This is a genomic window from Pseudovibrio sp. W74 (assembly GCF_001623085.1).
Taxonomy (GTDB): Bacteria; Pseudomonadota; Alphaproteobacteria; order Rhizobiales; family Stappiaceae; genus Pseudovibrio.
In genome coordinates, this window is sequence record NZ_LMCJ01000017.1 from 618702 (window position 1) to 644404 (window position 25703).

Here is a 25703-nt window from a genome sequence, read left to right on the forward strand (position 1 = left end):
TCAAAGTTTCTCATATTGGATTGTTAAGCTAATTGGAGATGATCAGCTCAGAGACCTGCTTACCCGCACCTTTCGCAATGGAATAGTTCAGGCTGACAACATCCTGCTGAAAGCCGTCAAAGGTCTGTCGCGTTTCGTCTCTATCATTCAGCGAGAGAATGAACCGACCTGCGATTTTGGAAAGCCGTTCTGCCATCTCCGCAAAGTCGGAGCGCTCAAATACCCCCTTGCCGTAATCTGTCTCACCACCCCAGTAAGGCGGATCGATATAGAACAACGTCTGCTCTCCATCATAACGCTCTATGCAAGCACGCCAGTCCAAGTTTTCTATGGTCACTGCAGACAGCCTGTCTGCAACCTTCTCTATGTTACTCAGAACACGCTTTACGTTAAAGCGAGATGGCCGCTCTATCGCAGTCCCAAACGACTGTCCCACAGACTTACCACCAAATGCGAGCCGTTGGAGGTAATAGAAGCGAACAGCCCTTTGAATGTCAGTCAGATAATCCAGTCCACTATCTTTGAGCGCTTCAAATTCCTCACGTGAGGCAAACATGTATTCCAGGCTTCGCAAGAACTCAGCCTTGTGTGAGCGCAAAACACGAAAGAACGTGACAAGCTCACTATTTATATCGTTAATCACTTCGCATTTGGTGACAGAGCTTCTCTTGAAAAACACCCCGCCCATTCCGCAGAACACATCCACATAACTCTGGTGCGGGGTCTGATTGATCTTACCGACAATACGAGCAGCAAGCTGGCTTTTGCCGCCAAGATAGGGTGCCACCGGTTCAGCGTTGACCGGAGCGACTTCTCCAAACAAGTTCATATTGAAGTTTACTCTCAAGCTATGGCAAGATTTCCCAACCATACAATTAACAATGTATGGCTTGGTGGGAATGAGCCTTTCAGCTTGCTTAACGCTCTCACGGACTGATTTGACAAGGCCCGTGGATTGACGTGTTCACGCACGTCGTTCTTCCCACCAATACTCTGGTGGGTATCGAGAAGAGAGGGATCATGGGAAAGAGGCGTTTGACCATAAGCTGACGCTCGCGCACCTTTGCACCATCCTTAGTCAGAGCTTGCCCTCAACCTCCAGTGCCTCTGATCCAGCTTACTGGTGAAAGCAGAGGGCCGCACTTTGTAGCGGCGCAAGAAGCGTCTCGCGGCCAAAATCCGACATTCGCTGCTATGCGAAGGTAAGCGCATGCAATGGAGCTCTAGTGGACGTAGAGCATATTCGGCCTAGTATCGGTAATGTTTAACTGTCAATTTCCGGCCTGAGGTTGATTGAATTTTTGAGGGGGTAGTAGCTTTCACCCTAGCAAACAAGATGAAACTCAATTTTTACGAGGCATCCAAATTTTAAACATTCCCAAATTATTAAATGGAAGATTTATTGTTTGAAAAACAGTATTTCTTCCACTAATATAAATTGCATTATTTATTCAGCGCCATAGGCTAGATCTAGATGGAAGATTCCGACTTACGTCCTCACTTTATTCAGCTTCTTAGATTCGCTGTTGTTGGAGACAAAAGAGGTGCAACGAATTTTGCACGTAAAACAGCTCGTGCTCTTAGGATGAGCAATAGCGACTTCGCAAGTGAAATTTCTGATGTAATTGAAACACTTAAGACAAGCGAGGCAAGGGCATTCAGAGGCACTCCGAAACACATAGTGCCGGTTGATAGTGAAAGCCGCCATGAGTTGCTGCGCGTCGAGTACCCCGGAAAGCAACCAAAACCGTTTTTGCCCTCGAATATAGAAAGAGAAATTCTCCAAATTGTACACGAAAGACAGAAAATCGATCAACTGCATGAGGCGGGCTTAACACCAGCAAAAACCCTGTTACTTTCCGGTGCTCCAGGCGTTGGTAAAACGATGTCGGCGAGATGGTTAGCTCAGCAACTGAATAAACCATTGTTTGTACTCGACCTTGCAAGCGTAATGTCTTCTTTCCTAGGGAAAACAGGGACTAACCTTAAGCAGGTCTTAGATTTTGCAAAGAGGGAAGATGGGATTCTTCTTCTAGATGAATTTGATGCAATCGCAAAAAAAAGAGATGATGAAGGAGAGATCGGTGAATTGAAACGCCTCGTTACAGTACTCTTGCAAGAGATTGATTTATGGCCAGAAAATCAACTGCTTATTGCTGCAACGAACCATTCCGAGTTACTTGATCCGGCTGTGTGGCGTCGATTTGATGTAGCCATTCTGTTCCCTCATCTCGACAGAAACATTATGGCACATGTGATTGAAAGAGAGATAAACAACCGAGCGGATGTAAGCTGGGCCAATGTTTTAGCGTATATCACCGATTGCAACTCATATGATGAAGCAGCATCTCTCGTAAGGAGAACTTTACGAAATGCTATTGTAAACGACATTGATACTGATTCCGCATTTCGTCTGTTAACTCAGGAGTACCAAGCAAATTTGACTTCTGAGAAGAAAAAAATATTGGCCAGTAATCTTAGCAAGCTGGGTTATTCTCAAAGAAAAACCAGTGAGCTTACAGGGTTAGCCAGAGAGACTTTAAGAAAATTGGATATTACGTGGTGAGGCAATTGTGGCAAGCAATACGAATTGGATTATTGGGCAAGGTGAAAACTTAATCGAGAAAATTAGCCTAAAAACTGGCGGAGGTGACAAGGCATACCCCTACGAGTACGAGGATGCCGTAGAGCGATTAGAAGATGAGATTGAATATTCAGTATCCCAAATAAACCAGCTTCCTAGCCTTGCATGCCCAAATGATGAGGCAGTACTGGCACTTACTCTTCATCCTAGCTTCCTTGCGAAGACCTACCATCCAACCTCATTACTCAAAACACTCGGTCTACGACAAGTCGGAAGCCGTGAAACCAGAATTAGACCTGGGAGACACCCGTCAGCTAAAAAGGCAAATAAGAAATTAGTCGCTGCTGAGTTATTCATTGCAGGCCCACGATCAAATATTGAACTGCTTTGTCCTGATAAACATCCCACTCAAACACAAGCCTTTCAGGATGATTTCAGGAAAATTGAAGCTATTCGATCACTAGGCTCGGAGCGACTAAAATCACACCAACTATCTGGAAGAAATATACCGCTGGAAGTTGTGTTGCACTTTGGGCAACACACTTCAAATACCAATCTAGACACCATTGCAGCCTTCGAAAGGTGGTGCGATTCAATACTACCGAAATTTTCTATTGAGCATACTCAAATCGTGGGAGGACTTGCATTTTTAGGCCTGCGTGCAAATGCAGAATACTTAGAACATCTAACAAAATTTTCCTTCCTGCGCTTGATCCGCCGCATGCCACGCTTAACATTTCGTGATTTTCCCAGTGAAGAAGCAACTTCAGAAAATCTAATTGACCTCTCTAAGATAAACCCAACAGGCTCCTCTCAGCGCGTTGCAATTTTAGATGGAGGTCTGGATGAGAAACACCCTTTTAACAACCTAGTGACGGTGAGAGAGCCAAGCGGGATAGGAAGCCCCTCTCCTTTCGCTCTAGCTCATGGTGCAAAGGTAACTTCAGCAGCTTTATTTGGAAGCATTGATAACCCTACTAGCCTACCCACCTGCTTCAGCAATATAGACCATTGGCGAGTTTATGATGAAGGTGACAAGGACTTTGATCTGATGAAAGTGCTTGACAGAGTTACGACAGTACTCACACAGAATAGGTATGACATAGCATGCCTTTCAATAGGGCCTGACGAAGCACTGTTGGATGATGATGTACATGCTTGGACTTCCAGACTAGACCAAATATCAGCAAATGGCCAAACGCTAATTATAGCCGCAGCTGGCAATAACGGCGAAGAAGATGCTAGTTTAGGATTGAACCGTATCCAGCCTTCTGCCGATGGTGTAAACGTATTGGCAGTGGGCTCAAAGGATAGTGTCGATAACAATTGGAGAAGGTGTTCCTACAGCGCTGTCGGACCAGGACGTAGCCCAGGCCTTGTAAAGCCCGATATTCTTGCTTTTGGAGGCACCAAAAACCAACCGTTTATAGTAATCAATGGTCAAAGCCAGCTGTCATCTACCGCTGGAACCAGTTATTCAGCTCCTAGTGCGGCCCGTATAGCTGCTGGGTTAGCATCCACGTTCAGCGACCAAATAACCCCTACAGCCTTGAAAGCGCTACTTATCCATCACGCATCCGAGAATGGCCATAACCAAATTGAAGTAGGATGGGGAAGCATCCCTAATGACATTACCGCCCTAATGACCTGCAAGGATAATGAAGCCACGGTTATATATCAGGGTTTTCTCGAACCCACGCGTCATATGCGTTTCCCGTTGCCGATGCCTAACGATGGTTTCAGAAACAAGGTTTCTATCAAAGCTACCTTTGTAGTATCGACCCCTGTAGATCCCGAAGATGCAATAAATTATACAAGAACTGGCGTGGGTATTAGCTTCCGCCCCTCTACAGTCGGTCACCCAGGCTTTCATTCAAACGGCAACGAACGAAGCACACATGAACCAAGGACATTCTTCGGAAAGTCGCAAATTTTTAAAACGGAACAAGAACTGAGGGATGATGCGGCTAGATGGGAGACGGTTCGTAAGCGTATTCAAAATTTTCGAGCTAAAACTCTTAACCGGCCTGTTTTCGATATTGAGCATTTAGCTAGGCAAAATGGTCGCTCTGCTACACGCAGCAATTCTATTCCTTACGCATTAATTGCGACAATCCAAGAAATAAAAAACAACGACTTATACAACAGTATTATTAGGACTTATGGAAACAGACTCAAAGCATTAGAACCGCGCATAGAAATTACTGCAAAAATTTAACTTCTTTACTTTTATCGCAATGCAATTGATGGCCAAAATGAATAATGAAAATCTAACTCAACAAGCTAAAGAACTATCTGACGCAATTACCAAACGCATCAACCGAGCTGACTTTACCAATCTCACAATAAGAATTTCATTTATTTTAGGAGGAGGCCTTGCTGCAACAATTGGTGGACTAATGCCTGCTCCAGCAGTTGGTGAGATCCCCTGGAAGTCAATTATTGGTATCGGCGGTGCAGTACTTACTCTCTTAGGCGGCCTAGCATTACTATTTCTCGAACAAGACCAAACTTCCGATATGGATAAAGCTAGACGTGCAATCGAAACAGCCCGTGTTTATTTGAGCAATCGAGAAGAAATTCAAAGGCAGTTCGATGATATGCGTAAGCTAGACTCCAAACGACGAAGTCTTATATCTGCACTGCAGGCAATGCGAGAAGTTTCAGAACAATCAGCCTACACAGGAGAAGTGGACACAGCTAAGTCACTGAAGGATCTATTCGACGTTTCACTCAATCAATTGTTACCTGCAATGGGTTATCAATCTGGGGAGTTTCATTCAATAAGCGTCTACAAAGTTAGATCTGTTTCTGGTGAAGATGAACTTCTTGAAGGTTTAGTAGATCGACGCTCAAATCGCATCGAAGAAGTCGCACCAGGCCGAACTTGGGCAATGGGCGAAGGCTTCACTGGTGCTGCTTGGCAGCGCAATTCAGAGCTAATAATAGACGACTCCGCTCACCACACAATTAAGTCAGCTTTTTATGTTCCTGATGGCAAGATTAGAGAAGATGATCATGAAAGGTATCGCTCCATAGCTTCTTTTCCTATTCGTGTAGGTACAGAGGGGAAAGTTTGGGGAATTGTAACGATTTCAAGCGATATGGTAGGTAGGTTCAGCACTAATGGGGCTGCAGGTGCAACACAAAATGTGGAAGCTGCGCGGACTGTAGCTGGAATGGTAGCTTTACTCGTAGGGATCACCTATATAAACTCTAAGAAGTTAGGAATCGAGGAAAAGGAGACTTCTGATGATCAAGAGCAGCCAGAAAGCGCTTAACGATCTTGCCTCGATTGATCGTGAGGTTGAAACTCTAACGGTATCAGTAACAAAGCTAAATGACACTCAGAAGGAGCAACGTAACGAGCTCCGCATGCGCATTGATGAACTTCAGCGCCGTCGTATTGAACTTTCTGAGCCGAGGGCATTTAGGGAAGTTTCTGCAATGTTCGGTTGAAATCTCGACAGCAACATAAATCTAGTTCTGATAGTTCGGCGGCGGTGAAGTTATTCTCTCATCGCCGTTTTTATGCAATCGATTAATTAAAGGAAATGGAATTTCCATTCCGACATCTCTCCGTTGTCTTTACAGAGTTATTTGAGGTTAGTAGCCTCATACTGAACGTTGTTGCACTGCAAGCGATCACTATTTTCTGTATTCCGATGAATGGCAGCTTTGGGCTCGAAGCCTTCTAACGCCTACGGCGTATAGAGCTATGAATTCCTGGCCAACAAGGTCTTCTGAAAGTTCACTACAGACAGCAGCAACTCTTGATAGAATCTCTCCAATGGCAGTTCATGGCCCTGAATTTCTAAACTTTCCTGCCACGTAGCAGCGTGACCATGTGCGGACATTCACCTTAGCTTAAGGCAGCACTTGCTGCAGTGAGGCATCAATTTATGATTGATCCCACTCACCTTGTCTCTATGGGTGGAATGGAGACCTTCGCTGCGATGCAGCTGGATTGGCCTCCTAAAGTCAGAAGCTGACCTTAGCTCCATCCGATTTGCGAATGATAGCGTTAGTTCTAAAGAATTTCTGCTTCCCTATAGAGAACATTTCTTCAGAAACGCAATGGCTTCTCTTCGATAGTAATTGGCAACGTACTCAAGCTGTCGCTTTTCCTCTATGGTGCCAAGGTCAGCACGGTGCGCATGTTCCGATATGCCCTGAGACAGGCGACGCATAATGTGCTTTGGCACATCTTCTCTCTTAGCGCGTAGCTTTTGAGTATAGACACCAGTTATTACGTATGGCCGGCGCTGATCCTCCGGTCCGTAGGTTTCGATTTGAGCAAGGCAAAGCGCTTCAGGCAAGTATTTACCCCAGTGCCCATCGAACAATTGGCTCACTACGCTTTCAGCCTCGAAGGGCAGTACCGGATAAAGCGTTCCGACATATGCGCGAGCATTACCAAATGTGAAACGCCCTGCGAGTTCATGCCATGAAACGCACGCATTGTTGATGACGATAGGCGACCCACCGCCGGCGAGGCTGGCAAGCACTGGCATGTAATTGTTATCGTGCATTGCCATCGCTGCCGATAGTTTAACTCGAGCTAAAGGCTCTTTGGATACGGGCTTAAAATCGTCGGTTCTAATCCGCTCCCCATAGTCGTTGATAGCCGTTCCGATATAATGATTTTCCTTCGCAACGGGATCACTCCAATCGACACCGTCAAGCGATTGAAAGTAGTTAAACCGAGTCACTTGAAGTTTATCAGGATCATCAGATCGGCTGACGCCAATTGCCTCGTCCACAACAAGGTTACGATCGATACCCTCACTATCTCTATATTCATAGGTGCAACGCCATCCGGGAGCATCACCGCAATGCGTTGCGAATAAAAGAAGATCGTAAGGAAAATGGTCAACCATATCCGTGATGCTTCTTACGTCTGCGGCCCTTCCGCGATACGCTCGCACTAACATTGATCGTTTGGGCAATTCTTTTAATGCGGCATCGATTTCGGGAGCCGTCGTTTTCTGTGGATCGACCAGAACGGCAACATTTACACCACGGGATGCTTTTTGTTCTGCGGCAAAACCATTTGCTACAGAAACCCCACAATCGGGATAAGTGAAGATATGTGTCGAGGGCTGGGTTGGAAAACCAACGCCAAATGGCAGTTTCTTAGTAAAAAATGTTAGAGAGGAAACTCCAGACGTCTTGATCTCGCCACATAACTCGCGGAGCTGCGTTTGTAGCTGTTGGCGCTCCTCACCGTTTTCAGACTGATAAAAATCCTCGAGTAGTCTTCGGGCAATTTCATTGGCTACCTTCGGGATGATTGTAAGCCCAGCCCCTAGGGAATATGCGTAATTGGCCGCAATGATTTCTGACATTGGCTCGCCCGCCTCGCACACCACATGATGCCTGCTTGGCCCTGCAATAGAAGGTATCGTAGAAGAAACGTCATCGAACTCGATAAGACGCCCTTCATAAAGGGCTCGAAGAAGCCCTACACCAATATTGTTTCTACCCCATCTGAGACGGTCATTGTTGAGCAGCCACTTCGAGGCTAATGCCTCAACCTCATTGTCAGCGCAACGTCCTACGACATTTTGCGGCAATTGGGTGGCCATTGCGCTTTCTTGGGATGTAGAAAGGCCCGATAAGATGACCTTGTTGGCATTGATCCGCGCAAGCGCATTGTTTCGGCGTATCACCTCAGCCTGTGCATCATCTCGTGCCAACCTTGGACCATCTAATACTGCCAAATAGTGGTGCCGACGCGCAAGTGCCGAAGTTAGGCGCGCAGCCAAAACCGCGTCATCAGAAACGATGGCAGTACCGAGGAGTTTGGGAGAACGCATTACCATATATGGATGGCCTTATAAAATTTTTGTGCCAATATGTGTCGCTCAGATCAGCACTGTCAGGTCAGAAAAGGGCGATTTATCGGCGTTATTACTTGAGTATTCGCGCCACATTCAGTTTCGCATGTAGCCTAGGGCTTTCGAACAGCTCATGCGCCGCATTAGATTGTTCATTCACAGATTAGGCCAATTTCCCGACATTCTTGAAATAATCATCAATCTCCAAAACCTAATTCCTTATAGTACAACCCTGAGAGTACCATGTATCAACAACGGTCATTTCGTTCGAAGTGTTGAACGAATTAATCTAATCCGCTTCAAAGTAGCCATTCAAGTGGCGGGGGCGAAAGGTAGTAATGCGAAAGCTGCACCTCAGCACCAGATCCACTAGCGAAAGGCAGCAATTGGGCCGGAAGAAGTTATTGAGGCGTACTCGCCTCAATAATCGGCTTGTGTTTTGGAGCCCAACTGTTCAACCTTTGATGGAACCGCTCGAAGGTCAGCAATTGGCCTACGTTACGTGATACCTGCGGACATTCGCTCTAGATTTAGTCACTCAACATCTCGCTACGCCCACAAAGTTCAACACAACGTTGGTTGACTACTATAGCCTTGTGGCTCGCCGTTATTGTTTTTGAGTTACGCCGCAGATGCCACAAATTAATCTCTATCTGCCCAAATGGAACTAGCTAGACGCGAGGCACGTCGCACCCGAAGAGCTGCCCATAACGAGACTTGGCAGCCAATGAAGCCAGTCCAGGCAATCAAGAACTGGGCTCCATTCGGTTCAGTCGCCGCTTCATACGCGAAAAGAAGAGAACAGATGGAGCCCGCAGTCACCAAAACAACAAAGCCGAACCAAGCATGCCTTGTTACACCATGAAACCGATTAGATAGATGAGGAGCAAAAACACTGGTGTTTCGAAAGAATGAGTTTTGCATAGTAACCCCCTAATAAGTACCTCTATCGGTTACCGTGAGATGCACTACTCAAAAAATAAACCCATAGATCTTATAAAAATAAAAGTTACCTACATATTTAATATTATTTAGATTTCAACAATATTCACAATTACGTTATTTGAAGAACAAACAAATACACAAATATTACTAAACCATAACTGACCACCAATTATCAGATAAGCTTAATCAGCTTAGGTTTCTGCATGAATTAATGCTATCCCCGCCGCTGGATAGCGCTTTATTTAAATAACTACAATTGCACCATTTCTTAAATTCAGGGCACGACTTTCTTTGTAGATGATTTGATCACATGCTTGCTCTGTTATCGGCTTGACCTCCAAATTATTGCAAACATGCACACTCTCCTCATAAGACAATTCTCTCAGAATGACCAAGGCATGATTGATTGCCTCTTCTTCATTTGCCCCAAGTCCCAGAATAGACGTTCTATAAACCGCAACAAACATGAAAAACTCCTATAAATAACGTGTAAAAAATTTCACACGTATGCATTAGGAACTGATCGCAGCCATTAAGTTACTGGTGAGAATAAGAGGCGAGATAGGGCGGATTCATTTGCTCTCTATTTTGATAGACACTAATCCGTTTCCTCAAATCACGTCATGCGAGTTATTCAATACATCACAACCTATGAGATTAATTGCCCTTAGCTATTATTTAGCGAAAAAGAGCAGCTTGCGATAATTGGTTCAGACCAACATTGTCCGATCAAACGTCATCACCTTTGAGGTCAATTATGTATAACTTCACCAGACCAACTTGTGCGGCGACTGCAATCATTTATCTGGTTGAATTACATCAAGCAGACTTGATGTTTCATGCTGATGATAGCCCTCAAGAGTGCGTATTTGGCAGAGAAATCTCATCAGAAACACTAGAAGTGATGGACCAGTATATGCAGAGAACCCATACATATTTGGAAGATCCGCACGTAATCATCTATGAGCTAAGTAGATCGCCGGACGATTACTGAGACACGATCCAATTCACCTCTGGCTCTTTAAGCAAACATGCGATTTTAATCTTTTTTGTCAATCCTCCAGCCGCATATCACAGCGCCAGCCAAATGGAATTGTCTCATCTCTTTTTTAGAACTCTCGGATCTCCAGTAAGGACGATCAGTACCGCTCGGTCAATCAGCACACGACTTATCGCGTTCATAGTCTTGCAGTTGCTTTCGTTTCATGCGGTTGTCCAAAACTCGGTTCCACACCATGAAGAACGCAGCAACCACAGTCAGGATAATGAGCAGTGCCTGAAAGAACGGCTCTAGGAAGTTGGCCCAGTTTTGGGCTATCCAAGCTGCTAGAAAGGTCAGTGCTGTGCCTGTCTCTGATTTCTGCATCTTAGCCTCATTCAAGGATATGGATCTTCTGGTGAGTAAACTGTGGTCACAACTCCAAACTAGAACGCCTTAAGCTTCGTTAGTCGAGACAGCGCCCTCACGCTGCACAAACGCCTGTTCTCCCTGCACGGGATAGCTGTTCGGCCACCGGATATCCAAGAGCCGCCGCTTTGAGACTTTCGTGATTGTGACTGCGTTGGACTGGTTCCCACCAAGCACGTGATAGTGACCTGCACTTTCGGAGACATAAAACCCGACATGCCCTTTCCAGCCGCGAGGACTTCCACGCCAGAACACGAGGATGGAACCTGGTACTGGTTTATCTAAACGCCTGCCGTATTTAGCCCATTGGCGAGATCCTAAAGGGTTGGTGGGCTGGGTATCAGATACAAGGCTCATGCAATGGGCAACGAACAGGCCGCACCATGGGGTTTCATCGGTTTGGTAGGAGATACCTAATTTGCTCGCCCAGCCCATGATCCTTGGATTGTGCGTTGGTCCCGAGATCTCCTTGGTTCCCAGCAGTCGACGCGCCTCAACCAACCATGGTGGCTCACTGCTTTTGATCGCCTTGATTTTGGAGCTAAGCCAATCCTGATAAGCAGCTTCAGATAGCCTGCCCCAATCTCCATCGGGCTTGCCGGGATTGAACCCGAGATCCTGCAGCATTTCCTGAGATTCAAAGTCTGGTATCCGTCCCATGATCACCTCACAAAAAAGGCTCCCTATGGGAGCCGTAGCTGCGCATATCGCGCTGTTTCAGAAAGAGATTTTTTGATTAATTGGCTACGCGATAAACAATCACATCAAACCCACCAGACAGACCGCTTATGCTTCCCGCGCTGTTCAGCCTCAAACCGTTGAGCGAAAAGCTCGCCTTGGATTTGACGTTCATCCCAACAATGTTGATGTAACTCAAGTTACCTTGTGTGGTTCTTTGACCGACCACCTGAACGACATAACTTGTATCTGGCTGAGGTGTTCCGAAGGTGTAGGTAGCTCCAGAGCGAGTAAGATTAAAGGACGCATCGTCCCCGATGTTGGAGTACAGCGCCACGACCTGAGGCTTACCTACCAGCGTATTCAATTTCGCAGAGTTTAGTTTGGGATCTGTGACAGCCTTGCTCTTTAGCTTGCCAGTACTCACTGAGCTGTCAGTCAAGTCATTCATGCCAACTTTTGATGAGGTTGCAAGCGCTCCCAAACCTAGATTGGATCGAGCTGCTGACTTACTCGCAACATCACCAAGGTTATTTGCCTTATTGAGAAAATCGCTTGTGTCTGGTGTCGCCAAGATCCAATCACTGTCATCCTCTGAATAGACCTTCATCTTCTTCTCGACAGAGTGAAAGCAAAGCATACCGTCTTTGAGTGGACCACCTTGATTGTCGGTAGATGGATTCACATTGAACGAACCAAGATAGAGCTTGTTGAACCGCTGGAACGCTAACTCGGAAGCCTGCTCGACTGCGGCCTCAAGGTTGCTCAATGCCTCCTCAGCAGCTTGCTTTGCTGTTTGAGCCTGATTACGAGCAGCTATTGCAGCTTGCTTTGCTGCCAGCACCACCGCCTCGACATTAGCCGGGTTGAGAAGCACGTATCCATCCTGCCCCGGAAACACCGCGACCATTGCTGGGTAACCAGCTTGCAGATCATCTTCGCTCAGCTCATTACCAAGGCCGTTGCGAACTGACTTTTCGACGCCCTCAACCGTGATTGTTACAGCGCTAGTATTATTGTGTGCAGGCACAAAGAACGCCAACTCAACCGCTGACAAACTGACGCCCAAACGAAGCTCAGCGGTAATCGCGTTACCGGTCCCCCCGATATTGACCAGTCTCGTGATACTGTCGGCAAGGTCGCGCACATAGTTCCAAGTGTTACCGAGCCACTGGTAGTAACCACTCAAAGCTTGGTTTGGATCTCCACCCACAATAGCCGGGGTGTAATCCGGCTTATTAGTGACCGTATCCAACTCAGCTTTGGTTTTTACAATCACTGCACCAAGCGCTGCGGCGATTTCCATTTGCCCCAGGTAAGCAATGATTTCTTCTTTTTTGGGCTTGTGCGGATCTGTGCTTTCAAGTCCGAGAGTCTCACGCGCACGCCAGACGAATTCCTTGGTAAGGAAGTTCATTGCCAACTCCATTTTGAGAGGAAATTAAACCGCAGCTATAAGAACAGTTGAGCTAGACCAATCGCTATTTTGCCCAAAAACAGAGCGTGTGCGCATGCGGAAGCGATATTCAACACCCGATGTGAGGCTGTCGGTTTCAATGGTCTCTTCACCATCATTGGCCTGCGCATACTTGGCAGCACCACCGCTGGTTTTCACATATTCCAGCTCATAGGTGAGCGCCTCGGAGAGCCGTGTAAAACTTGCTTCCGCGATAGTACTTTGCCCCTGCTGCTGCATTTGAATTGAGAAGCTATCAACACTCGGGATTGCCTCAGATGCAATACGCTTGGGAGGATCACCTTTTTCGCCCTCATCTTCAGGCTCATAGGCAAACGGGTCTCGCGGAATAACCATCGCCTCGAACACATGCTGGAACGTATCCAGATCCAGAGTGGGAGTACCGTCTAACTCAAGATAAGCATCGATAAGATGTGGTGGATCACTGATCTTGATGAACCTTCTTAAAGGCACCTCTTGGGATGCGAAGTAGTCGCATTTCACACGCACACGAGGTGAATTCACCCGAATAGCTTTAAGCGCTTGCAAGCGCCGCATGTGATTATGGCGCTGCACGCAATCATTATCGACAGTACGCGACTTGGGATCGTCTTCCTGAACATATGGATCGCCTTCAATGACTGCATCATCTTCAACATAGTGAAGCTCAGGATTGACCCAGAGACCACGCACCGCCTTGACGCTGGAGGCTGCATTGCGGTTTGGCAAGAACTCAATATCAACGATATCATCTGTTTTCAGGTGAATATCAGGCTCGACCCATTCCCCAGCATGAACGGCAACCTTTCCATCTGCATCGGTATATAGAAGCAGCTCGCCTGCCTCATCAAGCATCCGGCCAACCTGAGTTGGATCGTTGTTTTCGCGGCCACGGAAACCGCCATGATAACGCGGCTCCATATCACCTTTGATGTTCTCAACCTGCTGATCGCAAACGTCCGCAGCATAAGCCCAACTATCAAGATTGATCTGCGAGATCTTCAAAGCATTTCCATAAGGGGCAAGAAGATAGTCAAGCCGTATGAGAGCAAGGTTTTCGCTAAATCTGACCTGCCCATCTCTGGGATCGAAAATCTTCTTTCCGCGAATGGTAGAGGATAGTGTTGGGTAGCCATGCGGGTAAACCGTTCGATGACGCCGGGCACTCACGCTCTTACACACCATCAAAACACTGGCGATATTGTCGCCGCGATGATCATCACTCCAGATATCATCGAACTTGTCCACCAGCTGCGAATAAGGAACACCGACCTGCGTCCCAACGCGCTCAATAAGCATCACCTTGGCATCACCACCAAGACGATAATACTTGGATGCCTCCTCATCATTACTCAGCGACTTGGTGACATTGCCATCTGCATCAATCTCTACAGGATCATCACTCAGGAAGTGCGCGACAAAGCCATCAATCTCATGGGACGCATAGGCAATCACCATATAAGCCGTACCGCTGCGCTCTTCCAAAAACGTCATGTCGCCTGCAATACGCACAGTGCCATATTGATAGGACCGCGATGGCACATTTTGCTTTTGCACCACCTTGCCATCAGCTGCACTTGGAATAGGTGCAGCATTGTCTTTTCTCTGCTGACTGCCAAGCAGGGCATTCACACCCAGCCCAATACCAGCGGAAAGGCCAACTCCAATAATCCCAACACCAATTGAGGACACCGCAGCCCCCGCAAGGATCGCTTGCGTTGCAACAGAGGCCCCAACGAAGGCCGCGCCATTTGACAGAACAAACGCAACAGCAAAAGCAGCAGTAGCAGGCATCAGACACTCCAGATTTTAAGAGCAGGCGCGTGAATAGCTTCAAAGCCCGAGTTCCAGTGAACTTGCCAGTGCTCACCATCCCAGATCGCACCCCACTGCCTGAGAGGGGAATGAAGGCTGCCGATCACGCCAATATCGCCAGTCTTTCTGGTTTGAACCTCATTCAGGCCCGCAATATCTGCACACCTGCCAACCAGCTCTAAAGCACCGCCAGCTTCAATAATCAGCTGTTTCATCTGCTTTTCTGTTGAGTAAGTGCCGCGCAAATGAACGGCCCCATCAGGGTATCCATTGGCACTCACCCAATCAGCAAGAACGAGGCAACAGTCAGCCGTGCCCGGATCAAAAGACAAGCTTTGCCGATCTGCCAGCCAAGCCTCCAAAAGACTTATGATCGCGGCCATGGGATTGTCTGCTCACTCATCAAGGTAATGCGCTCACACGACAAGTCAGGCGGTAGATCTGGATTGACCTTGAGCGAATAAGCTCGTTGATCAGAATCCGACAGCACTGCGTTGCGCCGTGATTTACGAGCATGAAAAGCATTGCCCACGACCAAGGTCACATTATGCAGAATTTGAGGCTTGTCTCGATCATTCACCGCCCGCTTGCGGAACTTCAGGTCGATCACCTCGCCCGTGAACTTGACGATTGCTCCTGGAGGCAAAGGCTGGAAATATTGATCACAACTCTGGAGCAGGATTTGCACCTTTGAGCCGATGACATCACTCTCCTGCGTCTCCTCATAGGCCAGATCGGCAATTTGCTGATCGACACCGGATAGCCCCATGTCCATCGTGGTCGCCTCACCAGAAAACGCATATTGGATCGTTGTTAAGGCAGAGGCCGGAAGCACCCCGGCAGGTCGCCAGTGATTTCCATCCCTATCAACGTAAGGATGAGAGCCAAACCAGAAGCGAGCTGTTCCAGTCGGAAAATGCATCGCCACAAGGATCATGATGCTTCGAAAGGTCATGGAGCAGACGCCTCATCCCAATAGTCAATAGCCTCGACAAAGTGCACGCTCTTTCTGGTAAAGCTTGAGCTACCGAAGTTCAGATCCAACTCACTGTCACTGGCAAGCTTCATGAGGCAGCTCGGCTCTGCCACATTCAGCAGTGCACCCGCCGGGATCTTTGCTCGTACAGCCGGGAAAATAGGTACCCGCACCACATTACCTTCAGCCTCAATAATCGGCCCAGTGTTATAGAGCGCATGCAAATAACTGAAATAGATCCCGGACAGCCTCAACCCACTTTGCAGTCCGCGAAGCTTAAGCACTGTTGCCCCTAAATATGCCTCTTCTTCCAACTGCACAAAAGCAGGTTCACTCTCATAGGAAGTTCCATCGCTGAACTCCGTTCCATCGGCATGAGGCACATAGGACCGCGCCTGCTTTGCAAGTTTTTGTACCCGTGAAGTCACATGAGAAACAGAAACGATCACAAGTCCCACTTGCCCTTGCAAGGCGACCTCAATCCCGTTCCAAGCTTCTTCTTGGCGCAGATCGCGCCTGCGCAACACGATATTGGGGATGACAGCTCTCCAGAAACCCAAGTCCGTCCGTGTAACCAACTCACGCCCACCAAGTGTCATCCCACCAGTGTTGGTAGTTGGTCGTTTTCTGAAGGTTGTCTTTCCTTGGCTGGGAAGCAGAGAATGGGGCCAATGGATCACATTAGTCACGGAAGCCACCTCCCCGTTCCTGCTCATACATACTGAAGTCACCGACAGTATATTCACGGCTATTTTGGGTCGCCGCTTCAATGATCATAGGTGCCGCTTCCTTGACCACGTTTCCGGACACACTCTCAATCCGAGCTTCCAGATCAGGGGTAACTTCAAGGATCACGCGAGAAACCATCTCACCGCCCCCACCGCTAGATTGAGGAAGCTTGTGGAACGGAGTGATTGTTGCCGGACCTTCGATCAGCTCAGGAACACCGCCCTCACCCGCAATCCCCCATTTACCAGCCCCTAGGTTGCCCCCTTCGGCAAAAAAACCACCAAAGCTGGAGAGCAAGGTTGAAATGATCCCAACAATGTTGCCGCCACCACCAACTGAGCTGGTCATGCTGGACACAGAAGACTGCAGCAGCATCTTGGCAATCCCCTTGCCCATATTCCCAAGCACATCAACAAACCGCTCACCTTCAAAGATGACATCTGTTAGTGAGTTGGTGATGGATTGATTGACGCTTGCCATCATGCGGCTTTGCCGCGTCTGTTCTTCAATCTTACCTGTTAACTGGGAGACCGATTTTGACCGTGCCTCAATCTCTTCGCGAAGTGTCAGTCCGGTTTTCACAGAACGCTCATCGAGATCCAAACCTTGCTGCTTTGCCATATCAAGCAGCTTGTATTTTGTGGTGAGCGCTGCGACTTCCTCACGTGTACGGCCAAGCATCTCAATTCGGCGCTCAAGAGCCGTGACCTCCTGATCACCCATCCCAAGAACATCCGGCCCCTTGTTGGCCGCAGGTCGTAAAGCCTCCTGAAGCCGAGCCTGTTCGCGAGCCATGCGGATGTACTCTTCGCGCTCTTTAGCAAGCTGAGTTCCACCTGTTGGCCCGACCTGCTGTGCAAGCGGATTGACAGTGCGATCAAATTCCAGAGCGGCCAAAGCGCCAGCCCGAGACACCGGATCATCTTTGTATTTTAAGCGTACCTGAGCATCTTCCAGCGAAGTCAAACCATTGCGTTTCATGGCCTCCATCGCATCCGCTGCACGGCTGATTTCATTGGCCATTGTGGTGGCATCAGCTGATAGACCTTTAAGCTCCACCCCATCAGTGGCCGTTTTCAAACGCTTAGTTGTGCTGACCGACTGGCGAGCAATGCTTTCCACCCGCGCCAGTTCCTTGCCTACCTCTGCCAGCTTCTCATCAGGAAGCTTAGTCAGAATCTCACGCATTTTTGCAAGCGCTTCAGAGACGCGCTCCATATTCCCGCTTGCTCTTGCATCTTCAAGAGCAGCCATTTCAGTAGCCCAGATTTTCACGAGATCTGAGGAAGCTTCCAACTCTTGGTTGAGATCTTTAAGTGTGTTCTCGACACCTTCAAGCCCGATAGCATCAATTGATCGGGACTGACTGAGAGGATCACTCAGCTGCGCAATGCGATGTTGAATAGCCTGATACTTCTTAAGCTTGAGATCCAGCTCAGCAAACGCATTGTTCCCACCCAGAAAATCATCAAAGAAGGTGTCCAGAGCCGTATCAGTTTTTGTCTGTGCAGCCTTGGAATCCAGCTCTGCTAACGCAGCCACCAGATTGAGTACAGCGCTTGTAACCTCGCCGTACTTGTCTCTGATGTTCTCCAATCCATTCTTTGAGTAGTCAGCAATGGAACTATTAGCTCTTGAGATCGCACTCTCAGCTTCATTGAACGCCTTGGTGAAGGCATCAACTTTCTTGCTGGCGCCTTCTGCATTGTCGCCCATGCTCAAGAGGACACCTGCAAGAGGGAAACCAATCCCTGCAATCACACCCAGAACAGGCATTAACAAGCCGACAGTACCGGTCAAAGCTCCAAAACCAGCAATCAGCTGCGGGATCTGCTGCCCCATAACCCGCATAGGGTCAGTGCCCATCTCGAACTGCACCGCCATATCAGCAACCTGATTTGACGTGTTCTGGATTGCGAAGCGGCTACCTTTGGAGACGTTAAGGAAGCCCTGCATCTCCTTACCAGCACCTTGAGAGGCTTTCCCGATCTTGCCAAAGTTATCGTTCATCCCGCCAGCAGATGCCTGAAGTTTCGCGAATTTCTGTTGCGTTTGCTCCAGTTGCTTCTGAAGCTTTTTGTTCTCCGCAGCCATCCGATTAGATGACTTAACCGCAGCAGCCGCGGAACGAGACATCTGATCGTGGAACTTCTTATAGGTGACCTCAAGAGGGATAGTCAGGCCAGAATTCTTTCCCATCAATCAAAACCCTTCAATGCCCAGTTCCCGAAGCTCTTCATCTGAAAATTCACCGCTGGGGTTCCCAGATTTGCCACCATGGACCTCATTGTAACCCTCTACGCAGGCCACATATTCCCACAGGCTCATCTGATCGATTTCTCGTGGAGTGAAGCCTATTGCGGCTCCTCGTTTGTAAAACTTGGAGAACTGCCAGAGTTCTCCTGTTGCCTCACCCCTGCCTGCTCCCCCACGGGATCATCATCCTCGCCCACGAGTGCATTGGTCAGGATCTCAATCGCAACAGGTTTGAACTCCAACACCCCATGCATTTCAAACAGATGCAGAACCATGGGCCCCGCCTCTTTGTTTGGCATCCCAGCACCGATCAAGCCTTGGCGAATGGTCTCAATCAGATCGTCAATAAACCAAGTCCCTGTCGTGATGCGCAGGAGGATGACTTCAGGGCCAGCATTGCAGTTCTTCTGCAACGCACGAAGCTGACCGATGTTCAGCACAAACTCGTGCTGACCACCGATCCATTCAATGTTTTTGGCTTCCATAGATCAGGCTCAGGCTTTGTTTTCGATTTCAGGAGTGCCGACCATATTGATCTCAATAGTTTTCGTAACGCGCCCCTTACCATCAGAACGCGCCTGAGAGAGCTGAGACAAAATTGCAGGAGCCTTCTCCCATTCAGGATCGCCAGATGCCGCTTTTTTGTTCCCAAGACGTACCGGAAGCTGTTTTGCAGAATAAAACCAGTTCATCATCTTGCCGTGAGACTCCTGCGCCCAGGTTCCTTCTGCCGAAACAGAAACCTTCACAGAACGCACATCACTCAAGATCTCATTAGGCTTGCTCTCATCATCGCAATCCACGACCTCGGTCTCATCAACATTCGCCTGCCGCTGGATCGTAACACCCTTAAGGCCGCAAACTCTGGCGTAGTTACCATCTTCCGCAAAATCGACCTCAAGGACCATCTCCTCAAAACGCTCTGTTGTCGGCTTAGTCATGACAAACCTCCTTCGCTAGTGAACTTGGATTTCGAATGTGAACTGCAAAATTCCGTGCGTTACGCCCTCTTCTGGATCTGGAACAATCCGCTGAAGCTCTAGCTCGGTGAGCACGTTGCCAAAGGAAGGAAGAGGAAGCTCAGCACCGCTGAGTACATTGCGCACCGCTCGCAAAATCTGCTTTGCATGCACTCTGCCGGGTTTCTTTGACCAGCAATCAATTTGAAGTGTGATTTCTTCTATGGTGAAGCAGTCGTGATGATCCTCAGATTCATCTTCAGGGCCAAGGCTCACATAACCTTGCTGATCCCCCCAAGGCGCTCCATCAGAGGAAGCTTTAGTGCTGTCATAAACACCGTGCACCACCTCCATGAGCGCAGCGTCTCCCGTCAAAGCAGCAATCACTGCCTGCTGAAGCTCCAGATCTGGATTAGCCATCATTCAGAACCTTGATTGCCTTGTTGATGCGACGGGTAATCAGTGACTTCGCCGCCCGACGCTGTGAGCGGTAAACGGGATAGAAAAATGGATTGGCTTTGCGATCTTTGGTTCCGAACTCTTGGATCAAAGCATTTTGGAATTTGATGCCGCGCTTGTTGGTGACCATTGTGCTGGCGTTGCCTGCATAAATCACAATGCGAAGACCGCGCTCAGATGATTTCACTTTCCCAACCACCATGGCACCTTCAGGTGGTTTACCCCACGTCCAACCGATACTTGCAAGCAGTTCGCCCTCATCTTTGGGAACCAGCAGGCGCATGTACTGGACGATACGCTCTGCCCCTTCCTCCATAGCTTGCCGAGCAGCGTTCTTGACGGCATCCGGCAAGATTTTGCGCATGAACTGCCGAAACTCTTGCTCACCTTTAACCATCGATATCACCGCTTTCACAGGTCAGTTCAAAATAGAGCTGGTCATCTGTCGGGATCTTGCTGCGAATTGCGTAGATGGTACCTGAGAGAAGATCTTTCATACGCCAACTGGTTTGGATCGCCTCAGTATCTGGAGAGCGCCAGATAGTGACCACAGTCGGCTGAATACCTTCAAGGCGAGCACCAATCACGCGCTCCCCACCGCGAAGAAACTTAAAGTGTGCTCGTTCTTCAAAACGAGGTTCGTAATCAGAGACATGGTTGCCGTAACCATCAGACTTTGACACCAAAGCCTCAAAGGCAACGACCTCCCGCATTGGTTTGCTAGTCATCCGGCAAGGTTCCTATAGGGAGCCATCATGATCTCATAAGCAGGAGGTGGAGGAGCATCACCACCCCGGCTGGTGTAGAGCGCAAACACATGCATGCTCAAACACGTCTTGATCGGCTCAGGAATTTCATCGGGAAAATCGACTTTGAGATCCCGCCGCAGATGTTGCGCAGCAAACCCCTCAGCCGTGCGAATAAACGTCAGGAGGAGATCGTCATCATGACCATGTGAGATGGCCAGATGACGCTTCGCCTCTTCCAGCTCGATCAAAGGCAAAGTTAGTCTCCATCCTCTTCGGATTCTTCCTCCCCTGCGTCTTCATTCGCAGGTCCAGTCAGATCGAGATACTTGATACTTTCCGCCTGCACTTGCTTGGCAGTCAGTCGCTTCAAAGGCGCATCATCACCTTCCATCAATGGCTTGACGACTTTTCGGGTTTTGGCGTCTTTTTCATTGACCTTGTAGACACAGCCAAACCGGAAGGTACCAAGCACCGTATGGCGTGTTGAGTTCACTTTGACGTACATGCTCATTCTCCTGAAAAAGGCTCTGCAATCAGAAGATCGCAGAGCCAGTTGGTGGCCTCGGTTATTCGGGTTACGCGAAGACGAAGTTGCCCTTCACCATCGCCGCAGCACGTTTGATCGCCAGAGCAACCCGTTTACGACCCTTCATGGTCAGCATGTCTTCAATGAAGTTGGTGTCGTGCTCGGAAGAAATGAGCACTTCGGTTTCCTGACGGTCATAATAAGTTCCCGCCATCGCCAGATCGCCAGTCAACCATTCACCGGCTGACATGGTATTGGATTCCACCACATCCTTACCCCAGAGCATTGGAGTGCTCATTGAGCCTGGGTTGCCGAAGATGTATCGTTTCTGATCATCTTTCAGGAGGTCAATTGCGGCCCAATCAGTCGGGTTCATGACGAAGGAAGTTGCAACGTAATCCGCTAATGCGACCTGCAATATGGCAAGACGCAGACGATCAATTCGCGTGGCATTAGGTAGGCCATTAGCAGCAGCAAATGCCACAGCCTCTATCAAAAGCCCCTTCAGGTTTTCCCCCTGTCCATCACCAGCAAGGATCTGCTTTTCTTCTTCCAGATCCAGACCATAGCGAAGCTCTGAATCGATCTCCGTTTGCAGGAAGTCGGAATCTGCCAGAGCTTCCTCTGTGATATTGGTGACATGGGCAATCTTTTTGACTTCAGAGGTCGCCTTCTCCCAACCAAAGCTGGATTCCGGCATTGTCCCCTCTTCGGCAACCATCGCCGCCTTACTGTCACGCACTGTCTGCTTTCGGTACTTCACCAAATCAGAACTGGTTTTGCCCTTGGTCAGCAAATCCCGGATAAGCAAGCGACGCCGTGGCATGCGGATCGGATCACGTTCCTCTTCATGGTAGATCAATCCACCAGCAGAACCAGCCGCAGTGGTGATTGCATTGGAGACAGTAATGCGCAAATTACCTCGTGCACCACCGTCAGCAAAAGCCTTGATCCGTTCATCTTCCGCCACGAATGCCTGACCCAATGTCATCACTGGAGCAGGTCCGCCACCACCGATACCCTCAGCCACCTGCTGGGAGATCTCCAAAGTCTGGCTCTTGATACCTTCCAGAGCATTTTTCAACTCAGTGACCGAGTTGCTCAAAGCTGTCTGCTCAGTCAAAAGCTTGTCAGCTTTCTCTTTGGTTTCCTGAGAAACCTCGCCTGATTTCTTAGCCTGATTGAGAGCATCCTCTGCTGTAGATTTTACTTTATCAGTAACCTCATCAAGCTTCTGATTGACTTTTTCCAGCAGCGCTTCAGTGGTCATAGTGTCATTTCGAACCGAGCCAACAACAGCATCAGGACGTGCAAAAGCGAGTGCCGCCAAGCAAATGGCGGGCATAAGTGCCTTCTTCATAAAATTTCTCCGATTAGATGGAATTAATCTTGTCGAGGAGGTCTTTCACTCCTGGATGAACGGCAGCGCCAGACTTGCCGTTTGGAGCAGCGCCAGACGTGCTCCCTTTCAAAGCCGCGCACAATGAGCGACGTTTTGATTTTGGAATGTTGAGCCGTACCAGGAGAATATCGAGTTCTTTTTGCGCTGCATTCGGCGACGGTTTGCGAGAGACCTGTGTTGGTTCATTTATTGCTTCGTCAGCAGCTAGTAAGGCATCTGCAAAACCTTGTTCAACGGCACTCTCACCATTTATCCAAGTCTCTTTATCAAGCTGGGCTTCCAGTTCTTTTTCCAAGATACTGGTCCTTGCATGATAGATGCTCACAGCCGCAGCATCGAACGGCTCAAGCCAGTCGGAAACCTCACGGAAAGCATGGCGATCACCACATGCACACACCCAGGTGTTATGGATCATGAAGAATGCAGCTCGACCAATCTGAATTTCATCAGCTGCCATAGCAATGATAGAGGCTGAAGAGGCCGCAAGTCCCAGCACTTTCACCGTCACCTTGGCTTTGTGCTCACGCAGCAAGTTATAGATGGCCAACCCTTCGAAGAAGTCCCCGCCTGGGGAGTTGATCGAAACAACAACATCCTTCTCGCCAATGTTTCGAAGAGCTGCAGCAATTCGCTTTGCTGTAACGCCGTCATACATCCAGCTCTCCCCAATGGGATCAAGGATGGAGATAGAGTTCTCATTTTCTGAACTACTCGCCACTTTCAGGTCAGGATTCCACCGCTGCAAAACACTATCAGTAATCGTACTTTGAAGACCTTGCCGTCCGGACAAAGGCACAGTTGGCAAATTACGAAGGCTCATTTGTCTTCCTTTCCAAGCAAGTCCACCAATCCCATAGAGGTTTGAACCACCAGCTCATCACTGTTGCCACCACGTCGTGGCAGATTGAGCTTGTCGCGGCCCTCATCACCAGACATGAAACCACCCATCCGCATTTTGAGAAGGAAGTCGCCCTTGGCCTTACTGTCCATTTGCAACATGGCTTCGCGGTTATATTCCACGTACCAGCGCCCACGTTTTTCAACGGGAATGAGATCTTTCAGGATACGCGCTTCATTTTTGATAAGTAGCGGATTGATACCAAGCGAGAGCCAGGACAACATCACCGCTTCAACACCACTGCCCCACATGGTCTGGCCATCTGCTGAATGCCCGATCACAATCGGTGGAACACCGAACCACCTGCAAACATCTTCAACGCTAAAGCGCCGTGTTTCTAAAAGCTGCGCATCTTCAGGGTTCAACTGGAGTTGTTGAAACTTGAGGCCAGATTCCAGCGTAAGGGTTTTGCCCGCTTTGCTCGATCCAATGAATTTTTCCAGCAATGTCTGAAGTTGGGTCCGCTGCTCTGCAGTGAGCTTTTGATCGGAGGTCAAAACACCTGCAGCCATCATGGAATTTGAAAATACACTGCCTGCCGTATCATCTGCAGCTAAAGCAGCACCAATAGAATTCGCCCCATACTTGATCGCCGACATGCCAAGACCGTCACCACCTCCAAAACCACGAAGATGAAACACTTTGTCAGCAGGCAAGTTAGTGAACTTACCTCGATCACGGACGTTATACTCCAGCTCGCCATTTGCTTTTCGCTTGGGAGTAACATTGAGCAAAGGACGCAGACCAACCAGCCCTTTCCCCACAAATAGCTTCTCTGCAAACGCATTGCCGCGCAGTGTCATATGCGCAGTCATTCCCTCCCAAAACTCAACGGCTGTTTGCTCGCGATTTGGGCTTTCAGATAGGATTGAGGATAAGTCCTCCTCAATTTTGATCCTGCTATCACCCTCACCCTTTTCATACAGAGCCAAAGGCAATGTGGAGAGGACTTGCGAGGTTTTTCGTACACAATCCCAGACAGCAGAAACAGTCATTGCCGTCGATGCATTCACTGATTTTCCGGCAGAAGAGGAATGACCGCCCGTAGACCAGGCATCTCCACCATTGAGGTTGATCCATCCAGACTGGCCTGCCTGCAACTCTTGCCTGATGCCACGAGCCGCTGCTTTAAGAAACCTGATCATATAACCATCACCGGATTGCTGAGGAAATCGTCTAGGCCATTACCTTCGGCCTCTGGATGGCGGCTCATAAGATCAAACGCGTTGAACGCTGCTGTGAGCGGATCAATCTTCATGTAGCCGGATGCTTGTTTGGTCACATAGTCGGCATTGCCGCGTTTTTCAGTTTTAGCATTGGAAACACACCACGCCATCATTCGCGAGCCGCCATGAGCAAGAGACTTATCTGCGAGCTTTCGCGCCATACCTTTGGTAACTCCAGAAAGCTTATAGCCTTGAGGCACACCAACGAGCTGCTCTGGCTTGACCTCACGCTCAATCAACTCATCTACGATTGCAGCAACCCCGACCGGATCCAGCCCGATTGCATTCTCTTTCGGGAATAGACCACGATCCAGAACTTGCTCAATGAAGTCGGCGACAATCGGAATATCGTCTGCAAATTCAGTACAGATGAACAGGTCGCCATCTTTCTCGAAATCCTGAAGAGCTGTCGCGATCTGCTTGCGCTTTTCCAGCACGCTCTTGTGGCAGCACCCACAAGCCCAAAGCAGCCATCTGCTTTTCTCGCTCTCTTTTTCGCGCCCAATAAAGCAAAGCCCGAGAAGGTCATCCAGTCCACCACCATCAACACCAGCAGTCACAACTTCACATCGATCCAGAAACTCTTCAAAATCACGGATGACAGTGAATTCAGCAGCCTGCCAATGATCAGTCCCAGCCCACCGATCCCGTCGCAGGTTCATGCCAATCGGAACGTTCAGATGTTTGGCAAGAAAGCTTTGTTTGTCCTCTTCACCAGTGCCATCCATGGCTTCACGAAGTTTGGATTCCAGCCAGCTCTTACGAACGGAACGCCCGAGATTGGGATTGGTGATGTA

27 protein-coding genes are annotated in these 25703 nt (G+C 48.6%); 4 read left to right on the top strand and 23 right to left on the bottom strand.

Going from position 1 to position 25703, the window contains the following annotated elements:
* Window positions 1–28 precede the first annotated feature (28 nt).
* The gene (locus tag PsW74_RS14155; RefSeq protein WP_063289101.1) at window positions 29–829 is read right to left on the bottom strand and encodes a DNA adenine methylase; all 801 of its coding nucleotides are present in this window, start codon (window positions 827–829) and stop codon (window positions 29–31) included.
* A 645-nt stretch (window positions 830–1474) separates the two neighbouring features.
* On the opposite strand from PsW74_RS14155, the gene PsW74_RS14160 reads away from it, so the two are divergent.
* Genes PsW74_RS14160 through PsW74_RS14175 form a run of 4 tightly spaced genes read left to right on the top strand, consistent with a single transcriptional unit; the run spans window position 1475 to window position 6043 of the window.
* A complete protein-coding gene (locus tag PsW74_RS14160) occupies window positions 1475–2566 on the top strand; it encodes an ATP-binding protein (protein ID WP_063289102.1) in 1092 nt (363 codons plus the stop codon).
* 7 nt (window positions 2567–2573) lie between these two features.
* The gene (locus tag PsW74_RS14165; RefSeq protein WP_063289103.1) at window positions 2574–4802 is read left to right on the top strand and encodes a S8 family peptidase; all 2229 of its coding nucleotides are present in this window, start codon (window positions 2574–2576) and stop codon (window positions 4800–4802) included.
* Window positions 4803–4839: 37 nt separating this feature from the next.
* A complete protein-coding gene (locus PsW74_RS14170) occupies window positions 4840–5865 on the top strand; it encodes a GAF domain-containing protein (protein ID WP_193775965.1) in 1026 nt (341 codons plus the stop codon).
* On the top strand, window positions 5837–6043 hold the full coding sequence (locus PsW74_RS14175; RefSeq protein WP_063289105.1) for a hypothetical protein: 207 nt from the start codon (window positions 5837–5839) through the stop codon (window positions 6041–6043). The genes PsW74_RS14170 and PsW74_RS14175 overlap by 29 nt, the downstream gene beginning before the upstream one ends.
* Window positions 6044–6633: 590 nt before the next feature.
* On the opposite strand, the gene PsW74_RS14180 is transcribed toward PsW74_RS14175, so the two are convergent.
* The 22 genes from PsW74_RS14180 to PsW74_RS29740 form a co-directional block, all read right to left on the bottom strand.
* The gene (locus PsW74_RS14180; protein ID WP_063289106.1) at window positions 6634–8409 is read right to left on the bottom strand and encodes a hypothetical protein; all 1776 of its coding nucleotides are present in this window, start codon (window positions 8407–8409) and stop codon (window positions 6634–6636) included.
* A 1202-nt stretch (window positions 8410–9611) separates the two neighbouring features.
* Window positions 9612–9836: a hypothetical protein gene (locus PsW74_RS14185; RefSeq protein WP_063289107.1), complete on the bottom strand. Its 225-nt coding sequence runs from the start codon at window positions 9834–9836 to the stop codon at window positions 9612–9614.
* A 686-nt stretch (window positions 9837–10522) separates the two neighbouring features.
* On the bottom strand, window positions 10523–10735 hold the full coding sequence (locus PsW74_RS14195; protein ID WP_063289109.1) for a hypothetical protein: 213 nt from the start codon (window positions 10733–10735) through the stop codon (window positions 10523–10525).
* A gap of 69 nt (window positions 10736–10804) precedes the next feature.
* On the bottom strand, window positions 10805–11437 hold the full coding sequence (locus tag PsW74_RS14200; protein ID WP_063289110.1) for a TIGR02594 family protein: 633 nt from the start codon (window positions 11435–11437) through the stop codon (window positions 10805–10807).
* Window positions 11438–11513: 76 nt separating this feature from the next.
* Window positions 11514–12872 carry a hypothetical protein gene (locus PsW74_RS14205; RefSeq protein WP_063289111.1) on the bottom strand — a complete coding sequence of 453 codons (1359 nt, stop codon included), beginning with the start codon at window positions 12870–12872 and terminating at the stop codon, window positions 11514–11516.
* Window positions 12873–12896: 24 nt separating this feature from the next.
* On the bottom strand, window positions 12897–14705 hold the full coding sequence (locus tag PsW74_RS14210; RefSeq protein WP_063289112.1) for a fibronectin type III domain-containing protein: 1809 nt from the start codon (window positions 14703–14705) through the stop codon (window positions 12897–12899).
* A complete protein-coding gene (locus tag PsW74_RS14215) occupies window positions 14705–15109 on the bottom strand; it encodes a hypothetical protein (RefSeq protein ID WP_063289113.1) in 405 nt (134 codons plus the stop codon). The genes PsW74_RS14210 and PsW74_RS14215 overlap by 1 nt, the downstream gene beginning before the upstream one ends.
* Window positions 15094–15681 (bottom strand): hypothetical protein, encoded by a 588-nt coding sequence (locus PsW74_RS14220; RefSeq protein WP_063289114.1) that lies wholly within the window; start codon window positions 15679–15681, stop codon window positions 15094–15096. The genes PsW74_RS14215 and PsW74_RS14220 overlap by 16 nt, the downstream gene beginning before the upstream one ends.
* A complete protein-coding gene (locus tag PsW74_RS14225; RefSeq protein ID WP_153039952.1) occupies window positions 15678–16391 on the bottom strand; it encodes a hypothetical protein in 714 nt (237 codons plus the stop codon). Before PsW74_RS14225 ends, PsW74_RS14220 begins: the two co-directional genes overlap by 4 nt.
* On the bottom strand, window positions 16384–18630 hold the full coding sequence (locus PsW74_RS14230; RefSeq protein ID WP_063289116.1) for a phage tail length tape measure family protein: 2247 nt from the start codon (window positions 18628–18630) through the stop codon (window positions 16384–16386). Before PsW74_RS14230 ends, PsW74_RS14225 begins: the two co-directional genes overlap by 8 nt.
* A gap of 3 nt (window positions 18631–18633) precedes the next feature.
* Complete coding sequence (locus PsW74_RS30115; RefSeq protein WP_275078096.1) at window positions 18634–18759, bottom strand: hypothetical protein; 126 nt, start codon at window positions 18757–18759, stop codon at window positions 18634–18636.
* 26 nt (window positions 18760–18785) lie between these two features.
* Window positions 18786–19172 (bottom strand): gene transfer agent family protein, encoded by a 387-nt coding sequence (locus tag PsW74_RS14235; protein WP_057462212.1) that lies wholly within the window; start codon window positions 19170–19172, stop codon window positions 18786–18788.
* 9 nt (window positions 19173–19181) lie between these two features.
* A complete protein-coding gene (locus tag PsW74_RS14240) occupies window positions 19182–19628 on the bottom strand; it encodes a phage tail tube protein (protein WP_063289117.1) in 447 nt (148 codons plus the stop codon).
* A gap of 15 nt (window positions 19629–19643) precedes the next feature.
* Window positions 19644–20069, bottom strand: coding sequence for a DUF3168 domain-containing protein (locus PsW74_RS14245; protein WP_063289118.1), 426 nt, complete (start codon window positions 20067–20069; stop codon window positions 19644–19646).
* Window positions 20059–20502, bottom strand: coding sequence for an HK97-gp10 family putative phage morphogenesis protein (locus tag PsW74_RS14250; protein ID WP_153041723.1), 444 nt, complete (start codon window positions 20500–20502; stop codon window positions 20059–20061). The genes PsW74_RS14245 and PsW74_RS14250 overlap by 11 nt, the downstream gene beginning before the upstream one ends.
* On the bottom strand, window positions 20495–20833 hold the full coding sequence (locus PsW74_RS14255; RefSeq protein ID WP_063289119.1) for a head-tail adaptor protein: 339 nt from the start codon (window positions 20831–20833) through the stop codon (window positions 20495–20497). Before PsW74_RS14255 ends, PsW74_RS14250 begins: the two co-directional genes overlap by 8 nt.
* On the bottom strand, window positions 20830–21108 hold the full coding sequence (locus PsW74_RS14260; RefSeq protein WP_063289120.1) for a head-tail connector protein: 279 nt from the start codon (window positions 21106–21108) through the stop codon (window positions 20830–20832). The genes PsW74_RS14255 and PsW74_RS14260 overlap by 4 nt, the downstream gene beginning before the upstream one ends.
* Before the next feature lie 2 nt (window positions 21109–21110).
* A complete protein-coding gene (locus PsW74_RS14265; protein WP_063289121.1) occupies window positions 21111–21359 on the bottom strand; it encodes a hypothetical protein in 249 nt (82 codons plus the stop codon).
* A 70-nt stretch (window positions 21360–21429) separates the two neighbouring features.
* Window positions 21430–22740 (bottom strand): phage major capsid protein, encoded by a 1311-nt coding sequence (locus PsW74_RS14270; protein ID WP_063289245.1) that lies wholly within the window; start codon window positions 22738–22740, stop codon window positions 21430–21432.
* Between the two features lie 13 nt (window positions 22741–22753).
* Window positions 22754–23602, bottom strand: a complete 849-nt coding sequence (locus tag PsW74_RS14275) for a head maturation protease, ClpP-related (RefSeq protein ID WP_063289246.1) — start codon at window positions 23600–23602, stop codon at window positions 22754–22756.
* Window positions 23599–24825 carry a phage portal protein gene (locus PsW74_RS14280; protein WP_063289247.1) on the bottom strand — a complete coding sequence of 409 codons (1227 nt, stop codon included), beginning with the start codon at window positions 24823–24825 and terminating at the stop codon, window positions 23599–23601. Before PsW74_RS14280 ends, PsW74_RS14275 begins: the two co-directional genes overlap by 4 nt.
* Window positions 24822–25703, bottom strand: an 882-nt coding sequence (locus tag PsW74_RS29740; RefSeq protein WP_244277863.1) for a terminase TerL endonuclease subunit, incomplete at its 5' end; no start/stop codon positions are given. The genes PsW74_RS29740 and PsW74_RS14280, both read right to left, overlap by 4 nt.

Coding starts and splice junctions, on each gene's coding strand:
- PsW74_RS14215 (WP_063289113.1), bottom strand. CDS start 15,109: ATGGCCGCGATCATAAGTCTTTTGGAGGCTTGGCTGGCAGATCGGCAA.
- PsW74_RS14270 (WP_063289245.1), bottom strand. CDS start 22,740: ATGAAGAAGGCACTTATGCCCGCCATTTGCTTGGCGGCACTCGCTTTT.
- PsW74_RS14155 (WP_063289101.1), bottom strand. CDS start 829: ATGAACTTGTTTGGAGAAGTCGCTCCGGTCAACGCTGAACCGGTGGCA.
- PsW74_RS14235 (WP_057462212.1), bottom strand. CDS start 19,172: ATGGAAGCCAAAAACATTGAATGGATCGGTGGTCAGCACGAGTTTGTG.
- PsW74_RS14205 (WP_063289111.1), bottom strand. CDS start 12,872: ATGAACTTCCTTACCAAGGAATTCGTCTGGCGTGCGCGTGAGACTCTC.
- PsW74_RS14240 (WP_063289117.1), bottom strand. CDS start 19,628: ATGACTAAGCCGACAACAGAGCGTTTTGAGGAGATGGTCCTTGAGGTC.
- PsW74_RS14220 (WP_063289114.1), bottom strand. CDS start 15,681: ATGACCTTTCGAAGCATCATGATCCTTGTGGCGATGCATTTTCCGACT.
- PsW74_RS14200 (WP_063289110.1), bottom strand. CDS start 11,437: ATGGGACGGATACCAGACTTTGAATCTCAGGAAATGCTGCAGGATCTC.
- PsW74_RS14255 (WP_063289119.1), bottom strand. CDS start 20,833: ATGACTAGCAAACCAATGCGGGAGGTCGTTGCCTTTGAGGCTTTGGTG.
- PsW74_RS14210 (WP_063289112.1), bottom strand. CDS start 14,705: ATGCCTGCTACTGCTGCTTTTGCTGTTGCGTTTGTTCTGTCAAATGGC.
- PsW74_RS14265 (WP_063289121.1), bottom strand. CDS start 21,359: ATGTACGTCAAAGTGAACTCAACACGCCATACGGTGCTTGGTACCTTC.
- PsW74_RS14195 (WP_063289109.1), bottom strand. CDS start 10,735: ATGCAGAAATCAGAGACAGGCACAGCACTGACCTTTCTAGCAGCTTGG.
- PsW74_RS14245 (WP_063289118.1), bottom strand. CDS start 20,069: ATGATGGCTAATCCAGATCTGGAGCTTCAGCAGGCAGTGATTGCTGCT.
- PsW74_RS14280 (WP_063289247.1), bottom strand. CDS start 24,825: ATGATCAGGTTTCTTAAAGCAGCGGCTCGTGGCATCAGGCAAGAGTTG.
- PsW74_RS14250 (WP_153041723.1), bottom strand. CDS start 20,502: ATGGTTAAAGGTGAGCAAGAGTTTCGGCAGTTCATGCGCAAAATCTTG.
- PsW74_RS14275 (WP_063289246.1), bottom strand. CDS start 23,602: ATGAGCCTTCGTAATTTGCCAACTGTGCCTTTGTCCGGACGGCAAGGT.
- PsW74_RS14160 (WP_063289102.1), top strand. CDS start 1,475: ATGGAAGATTCCGACTTACGTCCTCACTTTATTCAGCTTCTTAGATTC.
- PsW74_RS14170 (WP_193775965.1), top strand. CDS start 4,840: ATGAATAATGAAAATCTAACTCAACAAGCTAAAGAACTATCTGACGCA.
- PsW74_RS14175 (WP_063289105.1), top strand. CDS start 5,837: ATGATCAAGAGCAGCCAGAAAGCGCTTAACGATCTTGCCTCGATTGAT.
- PsW74_RS14180 (WP_063289106.1), bottom strand. CDS start 8,409: ATGGTAATGCGTTCTCCCAAACTCCTCGGTACTGCCATCGTTTCTGAT.
- PsW74_RS14185 (WP_063289107.1), bottom strand. CDS start 9,836: ATGTTTGTTGCGGTTTATAGAACGTCTATTCTGGGACTTGGGGCAAAT.
- PsW74_RS30115 (WP_275078096.1), bottom strand. CDS start 18,759: ATGAGCCTGTGGGAATATGTGGCCTGCGTAGAGGGTTACAATGAGGTC.
- PsW74_RS14230 (WP_063289116.1), bottom strand. CDS start 18,630: ATGGGAAAGAATTCTGGCCTGACTATCCCTCTTGAGGTCACCTATAAG.